The organism is Streptomyces auratus (assembly GCF_050433025.1).
Taxonomy (GTDB): domain Bacteria; phylum Actinomycetota; class Actinomycetes; order Streptomycetales; family Streptomycetaceae; genus Streptomyces; species Streptomyces sioyaensis.
In genome coordinates, this window is sequence record NZ_JBNGCB010000003.1 from 2572729 (window position 1) to 2599009 (window position 26281).

22 protein-coding genes and 3 pseudogenes are annotated in these 26281 nt (G+C 73.6%); 13 read left to right on the forward strand and 12 right to left on the reverse strand.

Features of this window, described 5'->3' with window-relative positions:
* Window position 1: 1 nt before the first annotated feature.
* The 3 genes from BKA18_RS30980 to BKA18_RS30990 form a co-directional block, all read right to left on the reverse strand.
* Window positions 2-1189, reverse strand: coding sequence for a CapA family protein (locus BKA18_RS30980; protein WP_366044713.1), 1188 nt, complete (start codon window positions 1187-1189; stop codon window positions 2-4).
* Between the two features lie 180 nt (window positions 1190-1369).
* Window positions 1370-2185 carry a class I SAM-dependent methyltransferase gene (locus BKA18_RS30985; RefSeq protein WP_366044712.1) on the reverse strand — a complete coding sequence of 272 codons (816 nt, stop codon included), beginning with the start codon at window positions 2183-2185 and terminating at the stop codon, window positions 1370-1372.
* Between the two features lie 111 nt (window positions 2186-2296).
* Entirely contained in the window at window positions 2297-3778 is a 1482-nt protein-coding gene (locus tag BKA18_RS30990; RefSeq protein WP_366044711.1) for a bifunctional phosphatase PAP2/diacylglycerol kinase family protein, read from the reverse strand.
* A gap of 119 nt (window positions 3779-3897) precedes the next feature.
* On the opposite strand from BKA18_RS30990, the gene BKA18_RS30995 reads away from it, so the two are divergent.
* The 3 genes from BKA18_RS30995 (at window position 3898) to BKA18_RS31005 (ending at window position 6722) form a co-directional block, all read left to right on the forward strand.
* Window positions 3898-4368 carry a GNAT family N-acetyltransferase gene (locus tag BKA18_RS30995; protein ID WP_366044710.1) on the forward strand — a complete coding sequence of 157 codons (471 nt, stop codon included), beginning with the start codon at window positions 3898-3900 and terminating at the stop codon, window positions 4366-4368.
* 146 nt (window positions 4369-4514) lie between these two features.
* A complete protein-coding gene (locus BKA18_RS31000) occupies window positions 4515-5729 on the forward strand; it encodes an aminotransferase class I/II-fold pyridoxal phosphate-dependent enzyme (protein ID WP_366044709.1) in 1215 nt (404 codons plus the stop codon).
* A 264-nt stretch (window positions 5730-5993) separates the two neighbouring features.
* Window positions 5994-6722 (forward strand): hypothetical protein, encoded by a 729-nt coding sequence (locus BKA18_RS31005; RefSeq protein WP_366044708.1) that lies wholly within the window; start codon window positions 5994-5996, stop codon window positions 6720-6722.
* Window positions 6723-6806: 84 nt separating this feature from the next.
* Here the strand turns inward: BKA18_RS31005 and BKA18_RS31010 are convergent, their stop codons facing one another.
* Both BKA18_RS31010 and BKA18_RS31015 read right to left on the reverse strand, forming a co-directional pair.
* Window positions 6807-7448, reverse strand: coding sequence for a DedA family protein (locus BKA18_RS31010; RefSeq protein ID WP_366044707.1), 642 nt, complete (start codon window positions 7446-7448; stop codon window positions 6807-6809).
* Window positions 7432-8229 carry an MBL fold metallo-hydrolase gene (locus tag BKA18_RS31015; protein ID WP_366044706.1) on the reverse strand — a complete coding sequence of 266 codons (798 nt, stop codon included), beginning with the start codon at window positions 8227-8229 and terminating at the stop codon, window positions 7432-7434. The genes BKA18_RS31010 and BKA18_RS31015 overlap by 17 nt, the downstream gene beginning before the upstream one ends.
* Before the next feature lie 190 nt (window positions 8230-8419).
* Between BKA18_RS31015 and BKA18_RS31020 the strand changes: the two genes are divergently transcribed.
* Window positions 8420-10564, forward strand: a complete 2145-nt coding sequence (locus BKA18_RS31020; protein ID WP_366044705.1) for a phage holin family protein — start codon at window positions 8420-8422, stop codon at window positions 10562-10564.
* Window positions 10565-10649: 85 nt separating this feature from the next.
* Window positions 10650-12062: an amino acid permease gene (locus BKA18_RS31025; RefSeq protein WP_366044704.1), complete on the forward strand. Its 1413-nt coding sequence runs from the start codon at window positions 10650-10652 to the stop codon at window positions 12060-12062.
* On the opposite strand, the gene BKA18_RS31030 is transcribed toward BKA18_RS31025, so the two are convergent.
* Both BKA18_RS31030 and BKA18_RS31035 read right to left on the reverse strand, forming a co-directional pair.
* Complete coding sequence (locus BKA18_RS31030) at window positions 11992-13062, reverse strand: fatty acid desaturase family protein (protein WP_366044703.1); 1071 nt, start codon at window positions 13060-13062, stop codon at window positions 11992-11994. The two genes, BKA18_RS31025 and BKA18_RS31030, sit on opposite strands and share 71 nt — an antisense overlap.
* 235 nt (window positions 13063-13297) lie before the next feature.
* A complete protein-coding gene (locus BKA18_RS31035) occupies window positions 13298-13756 on the reverse strand; it encodes an SseB family protein (protein WP_366044702.1) in 459 nt (152 codons plus the stop codon).
* Between the two features lie 425 nt (window positions 13757-14181).
* Between BKA18_RS31035 and BKA18_RS31040 the strand changes: the two are divergent.
* Window positions 14182-14598: pseudogene (locus BKA18_RS31040) on the forward strand (WXG100-like domain-containing protein); the annotation flags it as partial.
* Between the two features lie 192 nt (window positions 14599-14790).
* Here the strand turns inward: BKA18_RS31040 and BKA18_RS31045 are convergent.
* A pseudogene (locus BKA18_RS31045) lies at window positions 14791-14922 on the reverse strand (RHS domain-containing protein); the annotation flags it as partial.
* 1 nt (window position 14923) lies between these two features.
* Here BKA18_RS31045 and BKA18_RS31050 point away from each other — a divergent pair.
* The 4 genes and pseudogenes from BKA18_RS31050 to BKA18_RS31065 form a co-directional block, all read left to right on the forward strand.
* Window positions 14924-15154, forward strand: a pseudogene (locus BKA18_RS31050) (RHS repeat-associated core domain-containing protein); the annotation flags it as partial.
* A 108-nt stretch (window positions 15155-15262) separates the two neighbouring features.
* On the forward strand, window positions 15263-15502 hold the full coding sequence (locus tag BKA18_RS31055) for a hypothetical protein (RefSeq protein WP_366044876.1): 240 nt from the start codon (window positions 15263-15265) through the stop codon (window positions 15500-15502).
* On the forward strand, window positions 15499-15984 hold the full coding sequence (locus tag BKA18_RS31060; RefSeq protein WP_366044700.1) for a hypothetical protein: 486 nt from the start codon (window positions 15499-15501) through the stop codon (window positions 15982-15984). Before BKA18_RS31055 ends, BKA18_RS31060 begins: the two co-directional genes overlap by 4 nt.
* Before the next feature lie 238 nt (window positions 15985-16222).
* Window positions 16223-16534 carry a 4a-hydroxytetrahydrobiopterin dehydratase gene (locus BKA18_RS31065; RefSeq protein WP_366044699.1) on the forward strand — a complete coding sequence of 104 codons (312 nt, stop codon included), beginning with the start codon at window positions 16223-16225 and terminating at the stop codon, window positions 16532-16534.
* 12 nt (window positions 16535-16546) lie between these two features.
* Here the strand turns inward: BKA18_RS31065 and BKA18_RS31070 are convergent, their stop codons facing one another.
* The 3 genes from BKA18_RS31070 to BKA18_RS31080 all read right to left on the reverse strand — a co-directional run bounded on the left by BKA18_RS31070 (window position 16547) and on the right by BKA18_RS31080 (window position 20103).
* Window positions 16547-17491: a YihY/virulence factor BrkB family protein gene (locus tag BKA18_RS31070; protein ID WP_366044698.1), complete on the reverse strand. Its 945-nt coding sequence runs from the start codon at window positions 17489-17491 to the stop codon at window positions 16547-16549.
* 85 nt (window positions 17492-17576) lie between these two features.
* Window positions 17577-18956 carry a cryptochrome/photolyase family protein gene (locus BKA18_RS31075; RefSeq protein WP_366044697.1) on the reverse strand — a complete coding sequence of 460 codons (1380 nt, stop codon included), beginning with the start codon at window positions 18954-18956 and terminating at the stop codon, window positions 17577-17579.
* 58 nt (window positions 18957-19014) lie between these two features.
* A complete protein-coding gene (locus BKA18_RS31080; RefSeq protein ID WP_366044696.1) occupies window positions 19015-20103 on the reverse strand; it encodes a DUF1266 domain-containing protein in 1089 nt (362 codons plus the stop codon).
* Between the two features lie 100 nt (window positions 20104-20203).
* Here BKA18_RS31080 and BKA18_RS31085 point away from each other — a divergent pair, with 100 nt between their 5' ends.
* From BKA18_RS31085 to BKA18_RS31095, 3 genes are all read left to right on the forward strand, one after another.
* Window positions 20204-21118 carry a class I SAM-dependent methyltransferase gene (locus BKA18_RS31085; RefSeq protein ID WP_366044695.1) on the forward strand — a complete coding sequence of 305 codons (915 nt, stop codon included), beginning with the start codon at window positions 20204-20206 and terminating at the stop codon, window positions 21116-21118.
* A 212-nt stretch (window positions 21119-21330) separates the two neighbouring features.
* Entirely contained in the window at window positions 21331-23424 is a 2094-nt protein-coding gene (locus BKA18_RS31090; RefSeq protein WP_366044694.1) for a tetratricopeptide repeat protein, read from the forward strand.
* Between the two features lie 110 nt (window positions 23425-23534).
* On the forward strand, window positions 23535-25235 hold the full coding sequence (locus tag BKA18_RS31095; RefSeq protein WP_366044693.1) for a hypothetical protein: 1701 nt from the start codon (window positions 23535-23537) through the stop codon (window positions 25233-25235).
* A 63-nt stretch (window positions 25236-25298) separates the two neighbouring features.
* On the opposite strand, the gene BKA18_RS31100 is transcribed toward BKA18_RS31095, so the two are convergent.
* Window positions 25299-26090: a VOC family protein gene (locus tag BKA18_RS31100; RefSeq protein ID WP_366044692.1), complete on the reverse strand. Its 792-nt coding sequence runs from the start codon at window positions 26088-26090 to the stop codon at window positions 25299-25301.
* Window positions 26091-26281: the final 191 nt, after the last annotated feature.

Sequence of the window (26281 nt, forward strand, 5' to 3'; positions counted from 1 at the left end):
ATCAGTTGGCCATGATCAGACCGCTCCGGCCGGCGCCCCGTGACAGCACGATGGTCCGTATGGCGTCCCGGGCCCGTACGTAGTCGCTGCGTTCGGGCTGCCGGGCGAGTGCCGCGTTGAGGTTCACGACCCTGAACCCGTCGTTGATGTCGGTGAGTTGGGGGAGGAACTCCGCCTTGCGGACCGTCCAGCGGCGGCCGGGTCCGGACGGCCCGGCGAAGGTGAAGCGGGCCATCGAGCTCTGGTTGCCGCGGCCGTCCGGCTGGTTGCTGTGGTTGAACATCCGGCCCGCCAGCTGGTCGCCCATCCCGTAGACGACCCAGGTGCCGTTGACCTTCTCGTACGCCTGCGGGACATGGGCGTGGGTCCCCAGGATCAGGTCGATGTCGGGCCGTCCCGCGGTGCGCGAGGCGGTCAGCGCGCGGGCCAGGGTGCGCTGTTGTTCGTCCGGCTCGGGCTGCCATTCGGTGCCCCAGTGGAGGCTGACGACCACCACGTCCGCCCCCGCCCGCCGGGCCGCCCGGGCATCGTCGATGATCTTCTTCCGGTCGATCAGATTGACCGCCCAGGGCGCCTTGCCGGGCAGTGGAATGCCGTTGGTGCCATAGGTGTACGAGAGCTGGGCGACCTTCGCGGGGCCGGCTCGCAGCAGGGCGGGCCGGGCGGCCTCGGCGGCGGAGCGGGCCGAGCCGGTGTGGCGCAGGCCCACCGCGTCCATGGCGCCCAGGGTGCGGCGCACGCCGTCGGCGCCGTCGTCGAGGGTGTGGTTGGAGGCCGTGGAGCAGGAGTCGTAGCCCGCGTCCTTGAGGGCGGCGGCGACCTCGGGCGGGGACTTGAAGCTGGGGTAGCCGGTGAACGGCCCGCCGTCCCTGCCGTAGATGGTCTCCATGTGGCAGATCGCCAGATCCGCGCCGGAGACCACCGGCTTCACCCCGGCGAACATGGTGCGGAAGTCATGGCCGTGGCCGCCGGCGTTGCCGCCGGACTGCCGGATGATCTCGTTGTGCGGCAGTACGTCGCCGGTGGCCAGCAGGGTGAAGGTGGCGTTGGCGGAGGCCCGGGCGGCGCCCGGCGCGGCGGGCGCCGAGGAGCGGGCGGGGCCGGCGGACCGCTGGGTGCCGCAGCCCGCCGCGAGCAGGGCGAGCGCGGCGAGGGCGGCCAGGCGCTGTATTCGGGTCACGCTCTCCATCCATACCGGCAGGAAGGGGATTCATCTGCCGGGGGAGGGGTGCGGCTGGGCCGTCAGGGGCAATCGCGGGGCCATCCGCGTCAGTGGCGGTGGGGCGGCGCCGAGCGGGATGCGCCGACCGGGCGGGGCGGGGGTGTGCCCGGCCCGGCCGGCGTCGCGCAGCGGCCGGCGGTGCCGTGGTCAGACGCGGCACAGCAGCTCGCCGTGCAGGATCGCCAGCCAGCCGTCCTCGTCGGCGCCCCACGCCCGCCAGGCCTGTGCGATCCGGTCCAGCTCCGAGGGTGTGGCGTGTCCGCCGTCCACCGCGAGCCGGGCGTACGAGGAGCTGACCGTGCGGTCCGCCCACAGCTCGCTCCACCAGGACCGCTCCTGCGGGGTGTGGTAGCACCAGGTGCCGGCGGTGGCGGTGATCGCGTCCGGGGCGAACCCGGCCTGCCGCGCCCAGGCGTGCAGCCGGCGTCCGGCATCCGGCTCGCCCCCGTTGGCGCGGGCCACCCGCTGGTACAGCCGCATCCAGTCGGTCATCCCGTCGGATTCCGGGTACCAGGCCATGGCCGAGAAGTCCGCATCGCGGACGGCGACGATCCCGCCGGGCTTGGTGACCCGGCGCATCTCGCGCAGCGCCTGGACGGGATCGCCCACGTGCTGGAGGACTTGGTGGGCGTGCACGACGCAGAAGGTGTCGTCGGGGTAGTCCAGTGCGTGGACATCGCCGACCGCGAAGCCGACGTTGGTCAGGCCCCGTCCGGCGGCCGTGGCGCGGGCCTGCTCCAGCACCTCCGGAGCCCGCTCCAGGCCGGTGACCCGGCCGTCGGGCACCAGGGCGGCCAGATCGGCGGTGATGGTGCCGGGGCCGCAGCCGATATCGAGGATCTGCATGTCCGGCCGCAGCGCATCCAGCAGGTATCCGGCCGAGTTGGCGGCGGTGCGCCAGGTGTGGGAGCGCAGTACGGACTCGTGGTGGCCGTGGGTGTAGACGGCGGATTCCTGCGGCATGGCCGACTCCTTACGCGGGCGGGGAGGGCGGCCGCAGCACGGCGCGGCCGCCCCTTCGGCGTGGTGACATCACCGTACGCGTCAATCTCGCATTATGAGAGTCGTATCTCACTATTCGGGCAGCAAGCGGTAGACCGTCAGCGCCTCTCTCTGCTTGTCCAGCGACAACTCGCTCGGCGCGGGCGCCACTTCACCGTCGAACGCCAGCTGCGTACCCTCCGGGACGTCACTGATCCGCAGCCGCGACAGACGCGCCTCGCCGAGCACCGGAGAGCTGCGCGGGGTGCCCATCAACGCCGCGGCGAGCAGCCGGGTCCGGGCCAGCCGGCCACCGTGCACCACCCGTACGTCGAGCACCCCGTCGGCCAGATCGTGCCGCCGCACCGGCGCGAGCCCCAGCCCGCGGTACTGGCAGTTGCCGACGAACAGCAGCCATACCGCCCGCCGCTCCCCATTGATCCGCAGGGTCAGCGGCGCGGCGGTGCGCAGCACCTCCCACGCCGCGAGGATCCCGGCCGGCCAGGCGCCGATCCGGCCCGCCCACCGCTCGCGGATCCGCACCAGCTCCGGATAGGCGCCGATCGAGAAGGTGTTGAGGAACTGGTGCCCCTCCAGATGCGGCCCGGCCCGGAAGCGCGCCACGTCCACCGCCACGGCCTCGCCGCTCTCCACCGCGCGCGCCGCCGCCGCATAGGTCTCGATCCCCAGGTCGTAGGCGAAGTGGTTCAGGGTGCCGCCGGGCAGCACCGCGAGCGGCAGCCCGTGCCGCACCGCGACCGCCGCCGCCGCGTTGACGGTGCCGTCCCCGCCGACCACCCCCAGCGCCCCGCCCAGCGCCCTGGCCCGCTCCGCGGCCTCGTCCAGGGCCTTGTCCAGCGGCTCCCCGTCCTCCCCGCCGCACACCGTCACCTCGGCCTCCGGCAGTACTGCGCGCACCTCCCCGGCCCGGTCCGGGGGCGGGCCCGTGCGCTGCCCCGAGCCCTGGTTCGCCACCACGACCAGCCCGCGGCCGCCCGGCAGCGCGGGGGCCTCGGCGCGGGGCCGGGCGGGCGGCGCCAGCTGGGCGCGGGTCGGGGCGAGACCGCGGACCGCGAACGCCGCCCCCGCCCCCAGCGCGGCACCCGCCAGCACATCACCCGGATAGTGCACCCCCGTATAGACGCGGGAGAACGCCACCGACGCGGCGACCGGCGCCAGCGCCAGGCCCCACCACTTGTTCTCGAAGGCGACACCGGTCGCAAAGGCCACCGCCGAGGCCGCGTGCCCGGAGGGGAAGGAGGAGGTGATCGGCTGCCGGTGCAACTGCCGTATCACCGGCACGGTGTCCAGCACCGGGCGCTGACGCCGTACGGAGCGCTTGCCGAGCGTGTTCACCGTCGCCGATGCCACGGCCAGGGAGGCCACGCCGCGCAGCGCGGCCCGGCGCACCGGACGGCCGCCCACCGCGGCCGCCCCGGCCGCCAGCCCCAGCCACAGCAGCCCGTGGTTGGCGCTTCGGGTCAGCCGGGGCAGCACCCGCTGGGCGCCCGGCCACTCGCGCGTGGCGATCAGGTTGAAGGTCCGCCGGTCGAGTCGGCTCAGTCGCGTTCGCATGCGCCACCTTGTACCCCGGACCGGCCCGAACAGACCGGAACCCGCGGCAGGTGGCCGCCGGAGCGTCGCGGCCGGGCCGGCGGGTTCCGGACCGGTGCGGACCGTGCTTCGATGCCCGGATGATCCGGAGACGGCACGACACCGACCTCGACGCCTGTGCGGCCGTCCTGGCCGAGGTGCACACCCACAGCGGCTACCCGCACCACTGGCCCGGCGACCCGGTGCGCTGGCTGACCCCCGACGGGCTGACCGCCGCCTGGGTCGCCGAGGTGGACGGCACGGTCGTCGGCCATGCCGCGCTGTGCGGGCGCGAGATCAGCCGGCTCTACGTCGCGCCCGGCGCCCGCGGCGCGGGACTCGGCCGGCGCCTGCTGCACACCGTCGAGGCGGCGGCGACGGCCCGCGGACTGCGCCCCGTACTGGAGGTGAAGGCCACCGACACCGCGGCCATCGCCCTCTACGAGCACCTGGGCTGGCTCCGCCGCGGCACCGAGCGGCAGGAATGGGGACCGGGCGAGGTGGTGACGGTGCACCGCTACGAGGCGCCGCCGGCCCGCCCGCCGCGGGGAGCGCGAGTGCCACCCTCCTGAGCGCCGGTCCCGCCCTCCTGAGCGCCGGTCCCGCCCGCCGCTGACGTGTCGCCCCCGTCGCCACCCCCGTGATCTGCCAAGGTGGACGGGCCGCCCGTCCTGCGACGGGCCCACCATCGACCCGCCGTTGCGGAGTGGAGGTACGGATGCAGCGGACCGCCCCGGACCCGCGGCCTGAACCGGACCCGGATCCGCCGGTGGGCCTGCCGGTCCTCCCGGACCTCGTCGCCCACCTCTCCGCGGCCGCCGACCGCACCGAGGCCGACCCCCTGGGCGGCGCGGCCCCGCTGCGCACCGCCGCCTGCGGCTACTGGGAACGCCGCGGCCTGGTCACCGCGCCCGACCGGGTCCTCGCCGCGTCCGGGGCGCCGGCGCTGCTGCTCGCGCTGTACGCCGCGGCCGACGGGGCGGTGGTGCTGCCGCGGCCCTGCGCCGAGTGGCACGCGCCGCCGGCCCACCTGCTCGGGCGGCCGGTGCACCTCGCGCCCGTACCGGCCGAATCGGGTGGCGTGCCCGACCCGTTCGCGCTGCTGGAGACCGTCCGCCGGGCCCGGATGCACGGTGACACCCCGCGCGTGCTGGTCCTGTCCGTCGCCGACGACCCGACCGGCACCTGCCCCGCCCCCGAACAGCTCCACGAGGTCTGTGAGGCGGCGGTGGGAGAGGGCCTGTGGATCGTCAGCGACGAGACCCGCCGCGATCTGCTGCACGATCCGCACGACACCGTGCTGCTCAGCCCTGCCGAGATGCTGCCCGACGAGGTCGTGGTCCTCACCGACCTGCGGGCCACGCTGGTGCCCGCCTCCTGGCCGGCCGCGCTCGCCCGCTTCCCCGACACCGACCGGGGCACCGTCCTGCGGGCCGCCGCGCTGGACGCGCTCACCGCGGTCGGCGCCCCGCTTCCGGGGCCGCTCGGCTGCGCCGTCACCCATGCCCTCGGCGAACCCGACGCGCTGCGCGCCAGGGTGGCCACCGTCGCCCGGGTGTACGGCACCCTCGCCGCGGCGCTCCACCACACCGTCACCGAGGCGGGTGCGGTCTGCCGTCCGCCGCACTCCGGCAGCCATCTCTACGCCGACCTCGAACCGCTGCGCCGGCCGCTGGCCGCCCGCGGCATCGTGGAATCCCATGCGCTGGAGCGGAAGTTGGCGCCCTGGGGGGCGCGCGGCGGATACCGCTTCGGCGATGCGCCGGGCGCCCTGCGGGTGCGCCTGAGCGCCGAGGCCCTGCTCGGCGCCGACCGGGAGCTGCGGCAACGCACCCTGGACGCGCCCGATCCGCTGGAACTCGGGCACCTCACGGAGGCGTTGACCGGGCTGTCCCGCGCGCTGACCGGACTCACCTCCGCCACGGACGGCTGACGGCCGCCGCTCGGCCGGGGCCTGTGCGAGGCCCCCGGATCCTGTCCCGCACGGGCTCGAACCGGGTGCGGTCGGCCCGTTGGCCCGGAAGAGACGCGAATCAGGCTGCCGCGCCCGGTTCTTCGGGTTCTCCTTGGCGTCCTTCCCCTCCTGACACCCGTGTTAGCCGGGTGTTAGCGGAGCGGCAGCTTCTCGATAGTGGCCCCGATCAGAGTGGGTGACGTACCGAGAGACAACGACACCGACCGACCCGGGGGACCCGAAATGAACTCCAGCACCACTGTCCGCACCGCTCGTCGCCGCACCCTGCGCGTGGCCGCCGCGGCCCTGACCGCGGCCGCCGCCCTGACCCTGACCGCCTGCTCCGGCTCGGACGCCGCCGGCGCGAAGCCCGCGAGCCACTCGGACACGGCGAAGGCCGCCGTGGAGTCCAGCGGCGCGGGCTCCTCCGCCGGATTACCGGGCTCCGACGCCCAGGCGAGCGCCGGTGCCAAGGCGGACGCCAAGGCGGACGCCAAGGCGGACGCCACGGGCAAGCAGTCGGGCAGCGTGCACGCCGCCAACGCTGGCAGGGCGGCATCCCCGGTCCGCACCCAGCGCCTGGCGGACGGCATCAGCAAGGCCGAGATCTACCGGCTCGGCGACCAGCATTACCGCGCCAAGATCGTCGCCCGCGGTTCGGTCCTGGCCACGATGGAGACGAAGGGGCACGACGACGGGCTCGACGCCAACGACATGTTCGTCACGCTCACGCTGGACGGCCAGGTCCATTCCTGGATGGGCGGCGGACACCAGGGACCGGGCACCTTCAAGCTCGCGGGCGGCTGGACGGCCAAGGTCACGAAGGTCGGCGAGCTGCGGTACCGCGCGCAGATCATCGGCCACGACGGCGTGGCCGCCACGCTGGAGACGAACCAGCACGACGTCGGGCTCGACGCCAACGGCGTCTCCATCGTGCTCAGCAGCGGCGGTGTGATCAGCGCCCACGAGTAAATGCCCGCCCGGCCGCGGCGGTGGAGCTGTCTCCGGCGGCTCCACCGCCGCAGTGGCGGAAGCGTTCGAGTCTCCCTGGGGGCCTCAGAGACGGGCCCCGCCATCCGCCCCGCCCCGCCCGAGGCGCCGCCGGATCGCCGGCGCCGCAGCGATCAGCAGCGTCAGGGCGACCGCCAGGACCACGCCCTGCCACGGCTCGCCGAACAGCGAGCCGCTCAGCAGCCCGATGAGCTGATACGCCGCCGCCCAGGCCAGACACGCCGCGATATCGCCGCGGACGAACCGCCGCAGCGGCATCGCCGAGAGCAGACAGGCCAGCATGACCGGGATCCGCCCGGCCGGCACCAGCCGCGACAGCACCAGCACCAGGACCCCGTGCTCCCGCAGCCCGGTCTGCGCCCGTGCCAGCCGCTCCGGCGCGGCACGGGCCCGCAGCCGCGCCAGCCAGCGTGAGCCGCCCGGGGAGGTGGTGCCGCGCCGCCCGAGCCAGTACAGCCCGACATCGCCGAGGAACGCGGCCAGCGACGACACCGCGAAGACCAGCAGCAGCGCGAACGGCGAGGTGTGGTGGAAGGCCACCACCGCCGCCGAGCTGACCACCGCCCCCGTCGGCACCACGGGCACCAGCGACCCGATCACCACCAGCAGGAACAGCGACGGAAGCCCCACCGTCTGCTGCGTCGACTCCGGCGGCACGCTCTGCACCAGCTCACCCAGCAACGCCATCGCACCCGACCTTCGGCCGTACCGACTCACCGTGCCCGAGCCGGTGCACCCGCACCCCCGGCGCCACCGTCGCCATCAGCCGCTCGAACTCCTGGCCCGGCGCATGGAATTCATGCGGCCGTACGGCGTCCATCCCGATCGGCCAGTACGTGCCGTAGTGCACCGGGACCGCGCTGCACGGCGCCAGCCGCGCCGCCGCCTGCGCCGCCCGCCGGGCGTCGAGATGCCCGTGCCCGAGGAACGGCCCCCAGCCGCCCACCGGCAGCAGCGCCACCTCGCAGGGGCCGACCTCGTCCGCCATCTCCTCGAACAGGCCGGTGTCGCCCGCGAAGTAGGTGCGCGCCGCGCCGCGTACGACATAGCCGAGCGCCGGCACCCGGCGCCTGCCGCAGGGCAGCCGCCGCCCGTCGTGCGCCGCCGGCACCGCCCGTACTGTCACCGCACCGGCCGGGCACTCCTCGCCCGCCCGCAGCTCGGTGATCCGCAGCGCACGGGCCGCCGCCACCCGGCGCAGCCCCGGCACCGCGGCCGTCGCGCCGAGCGGCACCACCAGCCGGGTCCCCGGCGCGAGGTGGGCCAGCGAGGCGGGGTGCAGATGGTCGGCGTGCAGATGGGAGACCAGGACGAGATCGGCCCGGGCGGCCTCCGGCGGCGGCAGCGCGCCCCGCCGGCGCCGCAGATGCGCCAGCCGGCGTACGAACAGCGGGTCCGTCAGCACCCGCACCCCGGAGTCCTCGACCGTCACGGTGGCATGCCCCCACCAGGTGACCTTCACCGACACCGCGCACCTCCGTCCCGACGCGCCGCACCGCCCGCCTCGGGGGCGCTCCTTCCGATCGTCCACCATCCGGCCGGGAAAGCGGGTGCCGGGCACGGGCGGGCGGGCCGGAGCCGGGGGCGGCCGGGTGTGTGCCACGCTGGTCAACAGGTCCGTGGTGCCGGTGCGGGCCGGAGCGTGAGGTGGCAGCGGCGTGCGGATTCCACGGTGGACATCCCTCAGCGGCGCCCTGTTCCGGGTGCTCGCGGTCTGGCTGGTGTCCAGCCTCACCCTCCTCGTCCTCGCCGCCCTGCTGCCCGACTTCCGGCTGCAGTCCGCGAACGGCGACAGCCTCACCGGCACCGCCGTCGCCGCGGCCTGGGGCGCCGGTGCGTTCGGCCTGCTCAGCGCGGTGGTGTGGCCGCTGCTCGTGCGTGCCCTGCTGCTGGTGCCGGCGCTCGTCCTCGGCCTGCTGGGCTTCTTCCTCAACGGGTCCCTGCTGCTGCTCGCCCTCGATCTGATCCCCGAGGGCCGGGGACAGGCCGCGCCCCAGACCGCGGTGATCGTCGCGGCCGTGATGTCCGCGGCCTCCTCGGCCACCTCCGCCTTCCTCGCGGTCCGCAACGACGAGGCCTACCACCGCAGACTGGTCCGGCTGGCCGGGCGCCGCCACGGCCGCCGTCCCCGCGGCCCGGCCACCCCCGGCACGGTCTTCCTCCAGCTCGACGGCCTGGGCCACGACCTGCTGTGCGAGGCCACCGGGGGCGAGGGGCCGCTGATGGAGACCGTCGCCCGCTGGCGGCGCGAGGGCCACCGCCTCACCCCCTGGCGCACCGACTGGTCCAGCCAGACCGGCGCCAGCCAGCTCGCCCTGCTGCACGGCAGCAACGAGGACGTGCCGGCCTTCCGCTGGTACGAGAAGGACACCCGCACCGTCGTCGTCAGCAACCGGCCCAGCAGCGCCGCCGCACTCCAGCGCCGCGCCATCGAGCGCACCGGCGACGGCGGGCTGCTCGCCCGCGACGGCGCCAGCCGCGGCAACCTCTTCAGCGGCGGCGCCGACCAGGTCGCGCTGGTGATGTCGGTGGCCGCCCGGCGCGGCAGACACCACCGCTCCCGCGCCGGCTACTTCGCCTACTTCTCCGATCCGGCCAACGCCACCCGCACCGCCGTCTCCTTCGTCGCCGAGGTCGTCCGGGAGATCGTCCAGTCGCTGCGCACCCGCCTGCGCAGGGAGGTGCCGCGGGTCGCACGCGGCGGCCTGTACCCCGTCCTGAGGGCCTTCGCCACCGTCGTCGAACGCGATGTGGTGGTCGCCGCGGTCATCGGCGACCTGCTCGCCGGCCGCACCGCCGTCTACGCCGACCTCGTCGCCTATGACGAAGTGGCCCACCACTCCGGGCCCGCCCACCGCGACGCCCGCCAGGTGCTGCGCAGCCTCGACCGGGCCCTGGCACTGATCGCCCGGGCCGCCCGGCACGCCCCGCGCCCGTACCGCATCGTGCTGCTCTCCGACCACGGCCAGAGCCACGGCCCGACGTTCCGGGAGCGCTACGGGCTGAGCCTGCAGGACCTGGTGCGTGCCGGGTGCGGGCTGCCGGTGCCGCGGCGCGCCGGGCGCAGCCCGAGCGGTGCCGAGGCCAGAGCGGCGGTGCGGGCCGCGCTGCACCGCCCCGAAGAGCCGGCCGCGCCGCACCGCCTCCAGGACCCGGCCGCGCCCCGGGAGCCGGTTGCCGCCCACCCGGTCGTGCTGGCCTCCGGAAACCTGGGCCTGGTGTCCTTCCCCGACGTGCCCGGCCGGATCACCCGCGAGGAACTCGACCGCCGCCACCCCGCCCTGCTGACCACCCTCACCGACCACCCCGGCATCGGCTTCGTCCTGGTCCGCTCCGCCGCCCACGGCCCCGTGGTGCTCGGCCCGGCCGGCGCCGAGCACTACCTCGACACCGGCCGCGTCCTCGGCGCCGACCCCCTCGCTCCCTTCGGCGACGGCGCGGCCGACGCCGTACGCCGTACCGACCGCTTCCCGCACACCGCCGACCTCATGATCAACTCGGTCTGTGAGCCGGCGACCGGCGCGGTCCACGCCTTCGAGGAACAGATCGGCTCGCACGGCGGGCTGGGCGGCGCCCAGAGCCACCCCTTCCTCCTCTGGCCCGCCGAGCTCACCGCGCCGGTCCCCGACGGCGAGCCGCTGACCGGCGCCGAACAGGTGCACCAGGTGCTGCGCCGCTGGCTGGCGGAGGCCGACGGCCCGCAACTGCCCCTCGGACCCGCTGTGGACGAACTGCGGCACGACGAGCCCGAGCCCGAAGGTTTTTCACCGCCGGGACGGCCTCCGCAGGACAAAAGCCGCTGATTTTGGCGGGCGGCGCCGATCGCGGACGATGAGCACCGCTCGGTAACCCCGGGTGCACAGCGCACGACGAGAGGCCCGCCACGACATGAACGACCGGCACACCCGCCGCTTCGGTCTGGGAACCGCAACTTGCCTGGTGATGGGCAACATCATCGGCGGTGGCATCTTTCTGCTGCCGGCGTCGGTGGCGCCGTTCGGCACCGTCAGTCTGGTCGCCTTCGGCGTACTGACCGTCGGTGCCGTCGCCCTCGCCCTGGTCTTCGGCCGGCTCGCCGAGCGCCACCCGGACACCGGAGGCCCCTACGTCTACGCGCGCGAGGCGTTCGGCGACTTCGCCGGCTTCCTCTCCGCCTGGTCGTACTGGACCATGACCTGGGTCAGCAACGCTGCCCTCGCGGTCGCCGCCGTCGGCTATGTTCACGTCCTGCTGCCCGGCCACCCGACGAAGGGCACCGACCTCGCGGTCGCGCTGATCGCCCTGTGGCTGCCGGCCCTCGCCAACTTCGCCGGTACCCGCTACGTCGGCCTGGTCCAGACGGTCTCCACGGTCCTCAAGTTCGTCCCGCTGCTCTTCATCGCCGTCGTCGGCCTGTTCTTCTTCGACCCGCACCACCTCGGTGCGTTCCACGAGGGCAGCGGCAGTGCGCTCGGCGGGATGTCCGCGGCCGCCGCGATCCTCCTCTACTCCTACGTGGGCGTGGAGTCCGCCGCGATGAGCGCGGGCGAGGTCCGCGACCCGGAGCGGAACGTCGGCCGGGCCACCGTCCTCGGCACCATCGGCTCCGCCGTGGTCTACCTCCTGGGCACCGTCGCCGTCTTCGGCACCGTCGCCCACGACAAGCTGGTGAAGTCCCAGGCGCCGTTCTCCGACGCGGTGAACGCGATGTTCGGCGGCCACTGGGGCGGCACCGTCGTCGCGCTCGCCGCCGTCGTCTCGATCGTCGGCGCGCTCAACGGCTGGACCCTGATGAGCGCCCAGGCGCCGTACGCCGCCGCCAAGGACGGGCTCTTCCCCGCCGCGTTCCTGACCAAGCGGCGCGGTGTGCCGACCTTCGGCGTCCTGGCCGCCGGGGTGCTCGCCAGCGCCCTGACGGTGCTCAACTACCTGTCCGGCTCCGGTGGCGTCTTCGAGATCCTCGTCCTGATCACCACCTTCTCGGCGACCGTGCCCTACCTCCTCGCCGCCGGCGCCCAGGTCTACTTCCTGCTCACCGGCCGCCGCGACAAGGTCCGCCCCGCCCGCTTCGCCCGCGACCTCACCCTCGCCCTGACCGCCTTCGGCTTCACCTTCTGGCTCGTCGCCGGCGCCGGCTACGCCGCGATCTACCAGGGCGTGCTCTTCCTCTTCGCCGGCATCCTCGTCTACGCCGTCATGGCGGCCCGGCGCACGGCCCGGCAGGAGGACGACCGGGCCGCGGCGCAGCCGCCTACTCCCCGCCGGCCCGAAGCGGTTCCCCCACCCGCCGCAGATGACGCAGCGCTTCTGCGTACGACCTGAGCAGCCCCGTCTCGTGATAGGGGACACCGATCTCGGCGCAGTACGCCCGCACGATCACCTGCGCCCGGCGCAGATGCGGGGTCGGCATGCTCGGGAAGAGATGGTGCTCGATCTGGTAGTTGAGCCCGCCGAGCAGCACATCGGTCAGCGGCCCACCCCGGACATTGCGTGAGGTCAGCACCTGCCGCCGCAGAAAGTCCGGGCGGGCGTCCCCCTTCAGCGTCGGCATCCCCTTGTGGTTGGGCGCGAACGTAGCGCCCAAATACACGCCGAACGCGGCCTGGTGGACGAGCAGGAAGACCAGCGCCTTACCGGGGGACAGCACCAGAAACAGCGCGCCGAGATAGAGCACGATATGCGCCAGCAACAGCGCCGCCTCGCTTCCCCAGTGCTTCATGGTGGGGGACCGCAGCGCCCGGATGCTCGACACCCGCAGATTGAACCCCTCCAGGGTGAGCAGCGGAAAGAACAGCTGCGCCTGATAGCGGCCGAGGAACCGGGGCAGCCCCGTGGCGGCCCGCGCCTGCTCCTGCGACCACACCAGGATGTCCGGCGCCACGTCCGGGTCCAGCTCCTCATGATTGGGGTTGGCGTGATGCCGGGTGTGCTTGCCCATCCACCAGCCGTACGACATCCCCACCCCGAGGTTCCCGAACATCCGCCCCCCGGCCCCGCTCAGCCGGCGCCCGCGGAACACCTGCATATGCGCCACATCATGGGTGACCAGCGCCACCTGCCCGAACACGAAGGCCAGGAACAGCGCCACGCCCGCCTGCCACCAGCTGTCCCCGACCAGGAAGAACGCCACCCACCCCCCGACGAACGCCGCACTCACCAACGACAGCCGCACGCCGTAATAGCCCGGCCGCCGCTTCAGCAGCCCCGCCGCCACGATGCGCCGCGACAGCCGCGCGAAGTCGCTGCCGGGGCCCTCGGCCGCTGGGCCGGCGGGCGAGGAAGCTTTCTCACGGTTCTCAAGACTCTCAAGGCTCGTCGTCATGCCAGCGAGTCTTGTGACCCGTCCCGGCCCACGACAGCCGGTCCGCCCCCGGGCAGGCGGGGGGTTGGCGGGAGGGGAGGGGGGTGGTGGCTCCACCCCCGCGCCGCGGCCGCCCCAGGGGTTGTCGACCGGCTCCCGGCGTCGGCGAGCCCTGGCTCAGCCCCTCCACCTTCATGGGGGGCAACTTGCAGCGCTGTCAGGCCAGTTGCTTCCTCCGGCGCCGCCTCCGTCACCCTCAGCCCGGCCCCGGCCCCGGCCCCGGCTCTTCGGCCTGGCCGTTGCCCCGGCTGAAGGCGGGCAGTGCCCGCACCAGGTCCGGGGGAAGGACCAGACCCTCCTCGGTGGACGGGTTGACCGCCAGCCACAGGTCGTCCGCCGGCCAGTTCGCGGCCAGGTCCACGACGGGGAGGCAGAGCGCGGCGTCGGGATCTCCCCCGGCCGCCAGCAGCGCGTCCTCGGTGGTGAAGACGGGGACGTATCGATTCCCCTCCTGCTCGATCACCGGCAGGGCGATGGTGCCCTCGGGGCGCTCCTCCTCGCCCTCGGCCGGTGGTGACTGCGGCAGCAGGGCCACGCTGGTCGCGATGTCGATCAGGGCGGCCCGGGTTTCCGCCGCCTCTTCCGCGGACGGGGCTCCCTCGGCGGCAGCCGCCTCGGTCGGGGGCACGTGGTCGTCAGGGCTGGAGCTGCTCATGGGGTGTCCTCTCGTCGGCGTCGCTCACCGGCACCCGCCCGACACAGACGGGACGCGAGTGCCGCAGCCGCCGCCGGATGCCGCCCGGCGACACGGGGGCCGGATACCGCCCGCCAGCGGCTCGGGGCCGGGGCAAGCGTGCCCACACCCTCCAGGCTATGCCGCCCCGGGATCTCTGCAACGTCCCCGAGGGGGGACCGGTCCCGAGCAGGGGACCGGCTCCGGAGCAGGGAACCGGTGGCCACCCCGGATGGCATGCAGCACCTGCTGTGGGCTACGCAGGCCCGGCGCGAGTGTGATCACGATGTGCCGCTGGAGTGCCAGAGGTCCTCCTGACGGTATTCAGGACACACATTTGCCTTCTCCTTGCCCTTCCCTTGAACGTCGTCTGCTGAGCTGTCACCGGTGTCACAGGGGGGAGCAGCATGGCGATCGAGCTGCCTGGACAGGTGGTGTCGTTCCTTCAGTTCATCGGGGTGAACTGGCCGAACGTCAATGAGGACAAGGTCCGCGAATTCGCTTCTCATGTAAGGGATTTCGCGCAGAAGGTGGAGGAGACCCACAAGGACTCCACCGGCACGATCAAACAGCTGGAAGACGTCTATCAGGGCGCGTCGTACGAAGCGTTGCTGTCCAAGTGGGGGCAGCTGTCCGACAGTCACATGACGGAGCTGGTCAACGCCTGCCACACGGTGGCGACCGCACTGGATGTCGCGGCGGACACGATCGTGGCGATGAAGGTGGAGGCGATCGCCGAACTCACCGTGCTGGCCATCACGTTCGTTGCCGATCAGGCCGCCGCGGTCGCCACGCTGGGGGCCGCGGAGGCGGCCGAGGTGTTGGTCGTGGAGGCTGCCGAGAAGCTCATGGACTTCCTGGTGCAGCAGTTGGAGCAGTACATCATCGGCCAGGTCATCGAGGCGGCCGTCAATCCGCTGGTGGAGGTGGTCGGGCGGGCGGTGAGCGGCATGGTCTTCCAGGCGGCCGAATCCGCGCTCGGAGTCTCCGCCGGTGTCGGCGGGGGCAGTGCGGGGGAGAGTTTCTCCATCCAGAGTGGACCGACTCCGCCAGACGATGTCGCCGCTTTCGGAGACCAGTTCGCTCGGGGTGCCGACAAGGTCGGTGATGATGGTGAAGAAGCGTTGGTCGATGACCTGTTGCGGGGCGTGGGGCAAAACCATCTGGACCGCCGACGCCACGGCATACACGCCCCTGCGCTTTCCCGGCCAGTACTTCGATCCGGAAACCCAGCTGCACTACAACGTCCGCCGTCACTACGACCCCGACGTTGCCCGCTACCTGTCCCCCGACCCCCTCGGCCTGGCGCCCGCTCCGCACCCCGTAACCTACGTCCACAACCCCCATACCTGGTCCGACCCACTGGGCCTCAAGCCCTGCAAGATCCGCGTATCCGCGGTGGATCAGGACTGGGCAACAAAGGGGGCGCACGTCCATGTCCCAGCCGGAAAGGGAAAGAAGACGTGGGAAGATGAAGTCCGGATCACCGTGAACGACGAGGGCGAACTCGTCGGACATCCCATCCGCATGGCAAGGACGGGCTGGGCATCCGAGAAAAGCGTGAAGAATGCCGTTGACGCGCTGCACAATGACCCCAAGCTCCGCGAGGATTTCATCCTGAAAGCCACGGAGGCGCGACAGCATATGCTTGATCACAACTGGGGTTTCACCGAAAACCGAGCCGGTGAAATGAAATCTATCATCGACTATCTGGGGAAGTTGCAGTGACCGGAATCGAGTTCCTCGCCACGCTCGTCGCGACCGGGAGTCTGCACGGCTTGACGATCGGCTCGCCGGTCAGCGAGGTGGACCGGGCGATCCACGGTGACCACATCGATGTACCGAGCGAAACGGGGCTCTCGCTCCGCCGGGACTACGGTTTCGTAGAGTTCGGCTTCGATTCCGACCCTGACGTCGACTGGGTGATGAAGGGCTGTGGTATCCAGTTGCACAGACTGCCCTACAGCCCGGACCTGGCCGAAGAATGGAGCCGGGCGATGGGCGTCGATTTCCCGCCCTACACCGCCTGGACGGATCTACGGGAAGAGATGGTACGTCATGGGGTAGCAGACCTGGAGACCAAGGACCAGAAAACCTTCCTTGCGTACCGGGCGCCCCACTCCAAGGTGTCGGTAATTGTGAACAACGTCGAAGAGGAGCGCGACAATTACGTGGGTTTCGGGGACGTGTGGGCCGTCCACCTGGGCTGAGGACGCAGGGGTGAGCAATCGCGCCCTGCCCAGGGGACCTCGGGGGATAGGGCAGGGAAGGGCGGCGTGCTGAGCCGTGCGGAGGCGGTATACGTGCCGCGGGGCGCGGGGGAAGGGGCGGCGTGCCACGCTGGAGGTGTCGTGGCTGCCGGGAAAGCAGGGGTGGCCCGGCGGGGACATCGATACGTGGCGGAGTCGGCGCGACTGGTGGCCGGCCCATGGTGAGAGGCGAGCGCCCATGAATGCTCAGCTGGAACCGCTCAGCGGCGAGGAGATCGAGGAGCACCTCGCGGAGCTGCCCGGATGGTCGGTCGAGGGGGACCTGCTGCGCCGCAGCTACCGGTTCCACGGGCACTTCCCGGCGGTCGCGATGGTCATCCATATCGCGCAGATCCAGGAGGAGTTGGGCCACCACGCCGAGCTGACCCTGGGCTACAACCAGCTCGCCGTGGCGGTGAACACCCACAGCATCGGGGGCCGGATCACCCACCTCGACGTCGGTCTCGCCGGCCGTATCGAGGAGATCGCCGCGGCGCACGGCGCGCGCTGACCCGCGGGCGGCTCAGCTGCCGGAGCGCGGCCGCACCACCCGCCCGGCACGCGCCAGCTCCACGTTGAACTGGGCGCCGGACAGCAGCGACAGGTGGGAGAACCACAGCCAGATGAGGAAGACCACCGGCCCCGCGAGGGAGCCGTAGAGCCGGTTGAAGGTGCCCACGTACGAGGTGTAGAGCGCGAAGGCGGCCGACGAGACCAGCCACAGCAGCACCGCGACCACCCCGCCGGGCGCCGCGCGCCGCACGCCGCGGGAGCTGGGCGGCCCGGAACGGAACAGCACCATCGCCAGCACCGTGGCCAGGAGCAGCAGCAGCGGCCACTTCAGCAGGTTCCAGGTCGCCTCGCCCGCCTCGCCGAGCCCGACCGTGCGGCCCAGCGTGGTCGCGATCGGTCCGCTCACCAGCAGGGCCACCGCGCTGCTGATCAGCAGCGCCATCAGCAGCAGCGCCGTCATGAGGATGCGCGGCGCCTTGCGCCACGGCGGCCGGTCGTCCTGGGTGCGGTGCATCGCGTGCAGTGCCCGGCGGAACACCGCCAGATAGCTGCACGACGACCACAGGGCACTGGCCATGGCGCCGCCGACCACCACCCACGCGGCGGTGCGCTGATGCGCCATGCTCACCAGCGCACGGTGCACGGTCGGGCCCGACTGGGCCGGGGCGATCGAGCTGATCTGGTTGATGAGCTGCTCGGTGGCCGCCGGATCGGCGAGCCCGATCAGCGACACCGTCACGATCAGCGACGGCAACAGCGCCAGCACCGAGTAGTACGTCAGGCTCGCCGCCCAGTCCGTCACATCGTCGTGCCACACCGACAGCGGCGTACGGCGCAGCGCGGTACGGCACTGGGCCCAGGTCGGCAGCGCGGCCGGCTGCCTGGGTCCCGCCGCCCCGAGCGCACGGTCCAGCAGCGTCCGGTCCATACCGCGGCGCATACCGCTCCCGCCCATGTCGTATCCGTCCTCTCCGTCGGTCCGTCCTGCATCATCTCCCGCCGGCGGGCCACCCCTGACACACCGGCCGCAACCGCCCCGTCTACTCCAGCCCGCGGGCCCGACGGAACCGGGCCAGGCCGTCCGCCAGATCCACCACCGGGTCCGGATAGTCGTACGCGGCGCGCTCGGCCCCGGTCAGCCGCCACGGCCGGTGGACGGCCGGGCCGTCCAGGCCGGACAGCTCCGGCACCCAGCGCCGTACGTAGTCGCCCCGCGGATCGAACCGCTCGGCCTGGACGAGCGGATTGAGCACCCGGTTGGGCCGGGTATCGGTGCCGGTGCCGGCCATCCACTGCCAGTTGAGCTGGTTGTTCGCCACATCGCCGTCCACCAGCAGAGCCAGGAAGTGCCGCGCGCCCACCCGCCAGTCCACATACAGCGTCTTGGTCAGAAAGCTCGCCACCAGCATCCGGGCCCGGTTGTGCAGCCACCCCTCGTGCAGCAGCTGCCGCATCCCCGCATCGACCACCGGGAAGCCGGTGCGGCCCTCCTTCCACGCGCGCACCTCGTCCTCGTCGTGGCGCCAGCGGTCGTGTCGGGTGCGGTAGTCGGCGTGCGCCGCGCCGGGGCGGGCCGCCAGCACCTGATGGTGGAAGTCCCGCCAGGCCAGCTGCCGTACGAAGGCTGCGGCGCCGGCGTCCGGGCGGCCGGCCGCCTTGTGCACCAGCTCCGCCGGCGACAGACAGCCGAAGTGCAGATACGGCGACAGCCGTGAGGTGGCATCGGCCGGCAGATCGTCCTGCCGGTCCTGGTAGTCGGCCATGCCCGAGCGCTGCCAGGCCGCGAACCGGCGGCGCCCCGCCCGCTCGCCGCCCGCCGGCAGCGCGGGCGACGGCTTCCCGCCCGGGCACAGGACCTCGGCCGACGGCGGTTTTTGGGAACGCACCCCCTCCGGGACCGGTACGGACCGCGGCGCGGACAGCACCGGCCGCACCCCCTCGGCCCGCCAGCGCCGGAAGTACGGCGTGAAGACCGCGAAGTGGTCCCGGCCCGTCCCGGAGGGCAGCACCGCGGCCGGCGGCAGCGCCGTGATCACCGCGTCGTGCACCACCAGCGTCCGCCCGGCGGCCGCCAGCTCCGCGCGCAACCGCCGCTCCCGGCGCAGCGCATAGCCGCTCACCCCGGCCGCGAGATGCACCTGCCCGGCGCCGGTCTCCGCCGCCACCCGGCAGGTCCCGGTGACCACATCCCCCGTACGGATGACCAGCCGACCGCCGCGTTCCCGCAGCCCCGCATCGAGATCCGCCAGCGCATCGGCCAGGAACGCCGCCCGGTTGGGCACCATGAACCCGGCGTCTGCCACCCCCGAGTCCACGACGAACAGCGGTACCACCCGGGTCGCGGAGCGCAGCGCCGCCCGCAGCACCGGCTGGTCGTGCAGCCGGAGGTCCGAGCTGAACAGGCAAACCGCTACATCCATGACATACGTCTACACCGAACGCGTACCCCACGAGCCCGCCACCACGGACGGACGGCCGTCAGGCGAAGGGCAGACCGCGCCACGGCGAGGCCGGGTCCTGGGTCAGCACCCGGTGGAGGTGCAGGGCCTGGGCGTACTCCGGCCCGAACGCGCCGTTGTCGAACGCCAGCATCCGGCCCAGCGCATAGCCCGCGGCGAACTCCTCCCAGCTGCCGTATGCCTCCCGGGCCCGCGCACCGGCCTGCACCACGGCCTGCTCGGCCTGCGGGGGCGCGCACAGCCGGGCGCCCAGACCCCAGCGGACGAGACCGACGGCGTGCGCATGGTCCAGCGCGACGAGGGAGGCCACCCGACCGTCCGCCGGCAGCAGCCCGTCCGCGCGGAACCGCTCCTCGTAACGGGTCACCAGCTCCGGGACGGCCGGCACCTCCGCACCCTCGCCCGCCTTCCCGGCCGCGGCGTCCGCGAGCTCCCCGGCGTCCCGGCCGCGGGCCCGGGCGCGCAGTGCCGCCTCCGTCTGTGCGGGGACGAACTGCCCGCCGAGCAGCTGGTCGAGGCGCTGCTGCCAGCCGGCCGGGTCGGTCACCGACCACTGGGCGCGCAGCGTCTCGGCGTCCGCTGCGTGGTCGAGGAAGGCCGTGCCGAGTTCGTTCCACGGCACGCTGTGGTGCAGCGCGAGCGGCGCGCCGCACGCCAGGCCCTGAGCGAGGGGGCCGTGCAGCGGCCCGCCGAAGTGGGTGACGAGCAGCCCGCCGGGCCGCACCCCGGCCCGGGTGCGGTGCTGGAGCCAGCCCATGCGGTGGGCGTGCGACGCGTCCAGATACGCGGCGCACGGCGTCCCCGGGTTGACCGCCAGCCGCCATTTGTCGTTCGGCCAGTCCTGCGCCAGCTCCTCCACCGACACCCGGTCGAAGAACTGCTGGGGCTGCCACGGCGGGAGCATGCCGCGGGTCAGGACGGGAATGCACCTGCCGCCCACTGCCGGGTCGTCGTAGACGGGCAGCGGGTCCTGCCCCTGCTGAGGCACCGCCAGATACAGGTCCTCACCGGCGATCGCCGCGACCTGACCGTCCCGGTCGCCCCGCGCCGTCGCTTCGTACAGCCGCCGCTCGGTGTCCGTCGGCGGCATCCATCCCGGAGTAGCCACAGCCAGACTTTACGAACACCCTGTCGGCCGCCCGAACGGGGGGTTGCTGAACCGGCAAGGAAGATTGCACCGGCGCCGGCGGTGCCCCAGGCTCGCCGTCATGAGTCCTCACGAACACCCTGTTACCGGGCATCACCCCGCATCCCACGACAACACCTCCATGGACTGGGCCATGCTCGCCTCGCACCTCGAAGAGGAGGCCGAGCTGTACACGCCGCTCTACGAACAGGCCGCGGCCTGGCTGCGCGAGTTGCTCGGCGACGGGACCGGCGCCGGACCCGACGGCGTGCGCCGGGTGCTCGACATCGGCAGCGGGCCGGGTGTCGTCAGCTGTCTGCTGGCCCGCGCCTTCCCCGCCGCCGAGGTGGTCGCGGTGGACGGCAGCGCGGAGCTCCTGGAGCGGGCCCGTGCCCGGGCGGACGGCCTCGGCCTCGGTGAACGGGTCCGTACCCATCTCGCCGACTTCCCGGACGGGCTGGACGCCCTGGGCGGCGGCGACGTCATCTGGTCGAGCAAGGTCCTGCACCACATCGGGGACCAGCGCCAAGCGGTCGCCACCCTCGCCGGTCATCTGCGGCCCGGCGGACTGCTCGCCGTCTGCGAGGGCGGCCTGCCCCCGCGCTACCTTCCGCGGGACCTCGGCATCGGCCGCCCGGGGCTGCAGTCCCGGATCGACGCGGCGGCCGACGAGTGGTTCAGCACGATGCGGGAAGCGCTGCCCGGCTTCGTCCACGAGACCGAGGACTGGCCCGCGTTCCTCGCCGACGCCGGTCTGCGCACCCCGTCCACCCGCAGCTTCCTGCTCGACCTGCCGGCCCCGCTGTCCGCCGACGCCTGTGCCTGGGTCGCGGCCACGCTGAGCCGCGCCGCCGAGAAGTGCGCCGAACGCTTCGACGAGGAGGACCGCACCACCCTCGCCCGCCTCACCGACCCCGAGGACGCCGCCGGGATCAGCCACCGCCCCGATGCCTTCCTGCTGTCCGTGCAGACCGTTCACACGGCCCGCGCGCAGTAGGGGGTGTCCGCAAAGTCCCGCCTGGCTCGCGGACACCCCCCAGCCCCCGGACCCGGTGGCCCGGTCGTCCACCGCACCGCGGCCGTACGGCCCGGCCGGATCCGCGCGGACCCGGCCGGTGCCCGCCGCCCAGGCAATACGCTGGGCGGCGGGCCGCGACGGGGGCACCTCCCGCGCCCTGGAGGCGCGGTGACGGCATGGAGGGAGATCGGGTGGACAGCGACAGGAGCGACGGCGCCGGCGAGGCCGTCCGCAACGTCATCTCGGGTGACGCGGTCGTGAGCGGCCCGGTCGTGCAGGCCGACCGGATCGGCTCCCTCACCTTCGCCACGACGCCGGCACCCGCTTCGATCACGCCACGTCAGGTCCCGCCGCCCCGGCCGGGCTTCGTCAACCGCACCGCGGAGTTCGCCGCCCTGAGCGCGGCGCTCGCCTCGTACGGTCCCGACAGCCCGCCCGCCACCATCGTGATCACCGGCCTGGGCGGCGTGGGCAAGACGGAGCTGGTCTCCCAGTGGGTCTGGCGGGAGCTGGCCGAGCGCTTCCCCGACGGACAGCTCTACGCCGACCTCGCCGAGGTGCGCCGCGACGGCGGCATCGACGTCGGCGGCGTCATCGGCACCCTGCTGCGCGCCCTGGGCGTCCACGAGAGCCTCATCCCCGCGGGCACCGCGGACCGGTCCGCGCTGTTCCGCTCGGCGACCGCCGGCCGCAGGCTCCTCGTGGTCCTCGACAACGCCCAGCACGCCGCGGAGGTGCGGCCGATGCTGCCGAGTCACGGACTCGCCGTCGTCCTGAGCCGCAAGCGACTGGCCTCCTTGGAGGTGGACGGCGCGGTGCCGTTGACGGTGGGCCCGCTCGACACCGACGCGGGGGTACAACTGGTGCGGCGCTGGCACCCGTCGGCCGCGGAGCCGGACCCGGCATCCGGGGCGGACCCCGGGGCGGCGGCCCGGCTCGTCGCGGCCTGCGGCGGTCTGCCGCTGGCGCTGCGCGCCGCCGGCGAATGGCTCATCGAGCGGCCGCACATGAGCCTGGAGGCCGTGGTCGACGCGCTGGCCGAGGAACAGTTGCGGCCCGGGGAGGCCGACCGGTCGGTCGCGGCCGTCTTCGACGCGGTCACCGCGACCTTCTGCGCCCCCACCCTGGCCCTCTACCGGTTCCTGGGCGCCTTCCCCGGCACCACCTTCACGGCGGACGTCGCCGGGGCCGCGGGCGTGCCCCGCTTCGAGGACGGGCTGCGCGATCTGCGCACCGCCCATATGGCCGTCGGGGCGGGCGCCCCGGGCCGGTTCCGGCTGCACGACGTGGTGGCGGCGCACGCCCGTGCCCGGACCGGCCCCGAGCAGGACGTACGGGAGATGCGGCGGCGGGTGACGGACTTCTACCTCATCGCCGCCGCCCGCGCCGACCGGCTCGTCCTGGGAGCGCGTTTCCGCCTCCAGGAAGCCCCGCCGGCCCTGCCCGACGGGAGCCACGGGCTCTTCGGCACCGGCGCCGAGGCGCTGGACTGGCTGGACGCCGAGCGGGCCAATCTGCTGGCCGTGCTGCGGACGGCCGCCGAGGAGGGGTGGCACGACGCGGTCTGGCGGCTGTGCGAATCGCTCTGGGCGCTCTACCACGGCCGCAAGCACTACGCGGACTGGATCGAGTCCCACCGGCTGGGCATCGAGGCGGCCCGCTGGGAGGGCCGGATCGACGCCGAGATCAGAATGCGCAACCAACTGGCGCGTGCCCACTACTCGTTGGGCGAGTACGACCTCGCCGACGCCGAGCTGAGCCGCGCCGACGAGCTCCTGGGCGCGGTGGCGGACGCCCGGCTGCCCGGCATCATCCGGGAGACCCAGGGGTTGCTGTGCCTCGCCCGCAAGCGCCCCGACGAGGCCATCGCCCTGTTCACCCGCGCCCTGCACGCCAACGAGGGGGACCCGCACGGCATCGTGGTGCAGAGCTACAACCTCGGCCAGGCGGTCCTCGCCGCCGGCCGCCCGCAGGAGGCCCTGGACCTGCTGGACGGTGCGATGGCGACGGCCCGGGCCGAAGGCGATGACGCCATGCGGGTGCGGCTCGGCATCGTGCGCGGCCGCGCCCACCGTGCGAGCGGGCGCTTCGAGCAGGCGCTGGAAGCGGTCACCGATGCCGCGCTGCTGGCCGAGCGGCTCGGCCAGGTGGTCAAGCTGAAGGAGGCGCTGGAACTCACGGTGGAGCTCGGCGACCGGATGCAAAGCCCCCAGGTACAGCGCGCCGCCCGCAGCAAGATGCGGGAGCTGCGCCAACGTGCCGGAATCGGCGAACCGGTGGACTGACCGCGACCTGCCGGGCCCTCAGCTCCCTTCCCCGGCGAGCGAGGTACGGGCGCTACGATCGCCCCGGCCCCGCCGCCGCCCCGTCCCGCCGCCCCGAAAGTGGATCCCCCGTGTCCCTGCTGCCCCGCCGCCGTACCAGCCGCCGGCGGTCGCGCTGGAACACCGTGCCGGAGGACGCCCAGGTACTCGGCGTGGCACGCACCCTCACCTCGGCCACCCGGCTGATGGACGTGATGCGCCTGCTGCGCCCGGAGGACGGCATCGCGGTCTCCTACACCGTCAACCCGGGCTCGGTCTTCGCCGACGGACTCGCGGACTACTTCAACGGCCTGGGTGCCCGTGTGCTCAGCTGGCGGGAGGCGACCCGGCAGCGCTTCGATCTGGCCGTGGCCTGCGCCGTGCACCCCTCCATGCGGCGGCTGGACGCCCCGCTGATGGTGATGCCGCACGGCGCCGGGTACAACCGGCTGGTCACCGAGTCCACCGGCGATCCCGGTGCGCCCGCGGGGCTGTCCCGGCGGGAGCTGATGCGCGGCGGGCGGGTGCTGCCCGCCGCGATCGGGGTCTCGCACGAGGAGCAGATCGCCCGGCTCGCCCGGACCTGCCCCCAGGCCGTCCCGGTCGCCCATCTGATCGGCGACTACTGCTGGGACCGGATCGAGCAGAGCCGGCCCCGGCGCGACCTCTACCGTGCGCGGCTGGGCGTCGGACAGGGCCGCCGGCTGGTCGTCGTCAACAGCACCTGGAGCGAGCATTCGCTGCTCGGCCGGCATCCGGACCTGCCCGCGAAGCTGGTCACCGCGCTGCCGGCGGACGAGTTCGCGGTCGCCCTGGTCCTGCACCCCAACGTCTGGGCCCGGCACAGCCGCCACCGGGTCCACCAGCGGCTGGCCCGGGCGATGGATGCCGGGCTGCTCGTGCTGCCGCCGGAGGAGGGCTGGCGCGCCGCGCTGATCGCCAGCGACTGGGTGGTGGGCGACCACGGCAGCACCACCTTCTACTCCGCCGCGCTGCACCGCGTCCTGCTGCTCGCCGCCACCGGGCTCGACGAACTGGACCCGGCCTCACCCACGGCCGCCCTCAGCCGCGCCGCCCCCCGGCTCGACCCCGACGGCGATCTCCTCGCACAGCTGCTGGCCGCCGCCGAGCAGCACTCCCCGCAGCGGCTGCAGGCGCCCGTGGACGGGCAGTTGGCGGCCCGCGGCGAGGCCGGCCGGCGCCTCCAGGAGGTGATGTATCCGTTCCTCGCGCACCGGAACATCACCCTGCCCGCGGACCCTCCCGTGCCGGATCCCGTCCCGGAGCCGCGCCCCGAGCGGCACGTGGGCCCGACGGCGTACGACGTGACCGGCGAGGTACTGTCCGACGGCTCGGTGGCCGTGCGGCGCTGGCCGGTCCTCGCCCACGATCACGAGGAGTCCCGCGGGTTTCTGGCGGTGACGGAGCAGGAGACCCACCGGCTGTGGCGGTCGTCGGCGGAGGTCTTGGCCCGTACCGTCATCGATGGCGAACTCGCCCCCGCCGACTGGCTGCGCGACCGCATCCACAGCCCCCGGGCGAGCCTCGATGTCGCCGTCGCGGCGCTGGCCGAGGACCGCTGTCTGCTGTTGCTGCGGCGCTGCGGCACCCTGCTCGAAGCGCATGCCCCACGCGCCTACGGCGACCCCGTGCCGCGCCTCGACCCACTGCTGCTCGGCGCCGCCGTACAGGTGTGGCTGAACGCGCGGCGCACCGCCGGCGAACTCTCCGGCGGCCTGGTCGTCCGCACCGGGCCGCGCGCGCTGAACGTGGCCTTCACCTGGCCGCCTTGAGCGGCCGGGCCACGGCCGCGCGCCCGCGGTGTGCGCGCGGCCGCCTGCGGACGGCCGGCCGACTCAGCCCTGATTCATCGGCTTCGGCTTGATCACGGCGAAGGTCGCGCCCTGCGAGTCGGTCACCACTGCCATCCGGCCGGCCATCATGTCGAAGGGCTGCTGGAGCGCCGCGCCGCCGGCCGCGGTCACCTTCTTGACCGTGGCGTCGGTGTCGGTCACCGAGAAGTACGGCAGCCAGTGCGAGGGGGTGTCGGGCGGCATCTGCTCGGACATCGGCTGCATCCCGCCCACCGGACGGCCGTCCACCGTCAGGGCGTAGTAGTGCTCGGCGCCCTCCATGGGGGCGTTCTCGATGCCGAGGGCCGCCTGGTAGAACGCGCCGGCCGCCGAGGGGTCGGTGGTGTTGAGCTCGTTCCAGATCAGCGCGCCGGGTTCGTTGACGATGCCGGCACCGGGGAAGTCCACGGGCTGCCAGATGCCGCACACCGCTCCGGTGGGGTCGGCCGCGATGGCCATCCGGCCGAGCGTCATCACGTCCATGACGGGCATCAGGACCGTGCCGCCGGCCTTGGTCACCGCCTGGGAGGTGGCCTCCGCATCGGCGGCCGCCAGATAGGTGGTCCACACGGTCGGCGGCGCGGGCTGGCCGCCCATCGGGACCGCGGCCATGATGCCGGCCACCGCCTTGCCGTTCAGGCGGCACACGGCATACCCACCGGTCTCCGCCGGCCCGATCTCTCCGGTCCATCCGAAGACCTGGGAGTAGAAGTCGATGGCGGCTTGCTGGTCAGGGGCCGCGAGATCGACCCAGCAAGGCGTCCCGGGCTGGTAGGGAGCGGTGACTTCAGGCATCGTGGCCTCCTCGACGGGGGCACCTCCCCGGCCGTACGGCACAGGGGAGGAGCAGGCGAAGCGGAGGGGTACCGGCCCCGGACGGCGCGCCGCGGGAGCCGCCCCGCACTCACCCTCCACACTTCCTGGCGTCCGCCGCGTCCGCCACTCGGGTACGCCGCAGCGCCGCCCGGTCAGGCCGGGCGGCGCCG

Bases quoted from the DNA above. Each gene is read 5' to 3' on its own strand.
- BKA18_RS30980 (WP_366044713.1), bottom strand. From the start codon at position 1,189: ATGGAGAGCGTGACCCGAATACAGCGCCTGGCCGCCCTCGCCGCGCTC.
- BKA18_RS30985 (WP_366044712.1), bottom strand. From the start codon at position 2,185: ATGCCGCAGGAATCCGCCGTCTACACCCACGGCCACCACGAGTCCGTA.
- BKA18_RS30990 (WP_366044711.1), bottom strand. From the start codon at position 3,778: ATGCGAACGCGACTGAGCCGACTCGACCGGCGGACCTTCAACCTGATC.
- BKA18_RS30995 (WP_366044710.1), top strand. From the start codon at position 3,898: ATGATCCGGAGACGGCACGACACCGACCTCGACGCCTGTGCGGCCGTC.
- BKA18_RS31000 (WP_366044709.1), top strand. From the start codon at position 4,515: ATGCAGCGGACCGCCCCGGACCCGCGGCCTGAACCGGACCCGGATCCG.
- BKA18_RS31005 (WP_366044708.1), top strand. From the start codon at position 5,994: ATGAACTCCAGCACCACTGTCCGCACCGCTCGTCGCCGCACCCTGCGC.
- BKA18_RS31010 (WP_366044707.1), bottom strand. From the start codon at position 7,448: ATGGCGTTGCTGGGTGAGCTGGTGCAGAGCGTGCCGCCGGAGTCGACG.
- BKA18_RS31025 (WP_366044704.1), top strand. From the start codon at position 10,650: ATGAACGACCGGCACACCCGCCGCTTCGGTCTGGGAACCGCAACTTGC.
- BKA18_RS31030 (WP_366044703.1), bottom strand. From the start codon at position 13,062: ATGACGACGAGCCTTGAGAGTCTTGAGAACCGTGAGAAAGCTTCCTCG.
- BKA18_RS31035 (WP_366044702.1), bottom strand. From the start codon at position 13,756: ATGAGCAGCTCCAGCCCTGACGACCACGTGCCCCCGACCGAGGCGGCT.
- BKA18_RS31065 (WP_366044699.1), top strand. From the start codon at position 16,223: ATGAATGCTCAGCTGGAACCGCTCAGCGGCGAGGAGATCGAGGAGCAC.
- BKA18_RS31070 (WP_366044698.1), bottom strand. From the start codon at position 17,491: ATGGGCGGGAGCGGTATGCGCCGCGGTATGGACCGGACGCTGCTGGAC.
- BKA18_RS31075 (WP_366044697.1), bottom strand. From the start codon at position 18,956: ATGGATGTAGCGGTTTGCCTGTTCAGCTCGGACCTCCGGCTGCACGAC.
- BKA18_RS31085 (WP_366044695.1), top strand. From the start codon at position 20,204: ATGAGTCCTCACGAACACCCTGTTACCGGGCATCACCCCGCATCCCAC.
- BKA18_RS31100 (WP_366044692.1), bottom strand. From the start codon at position 26,090: ATGCCTGAAGTCACCGCTCCCTACCAGCCCGGGACGCCTTGCTGGGTC.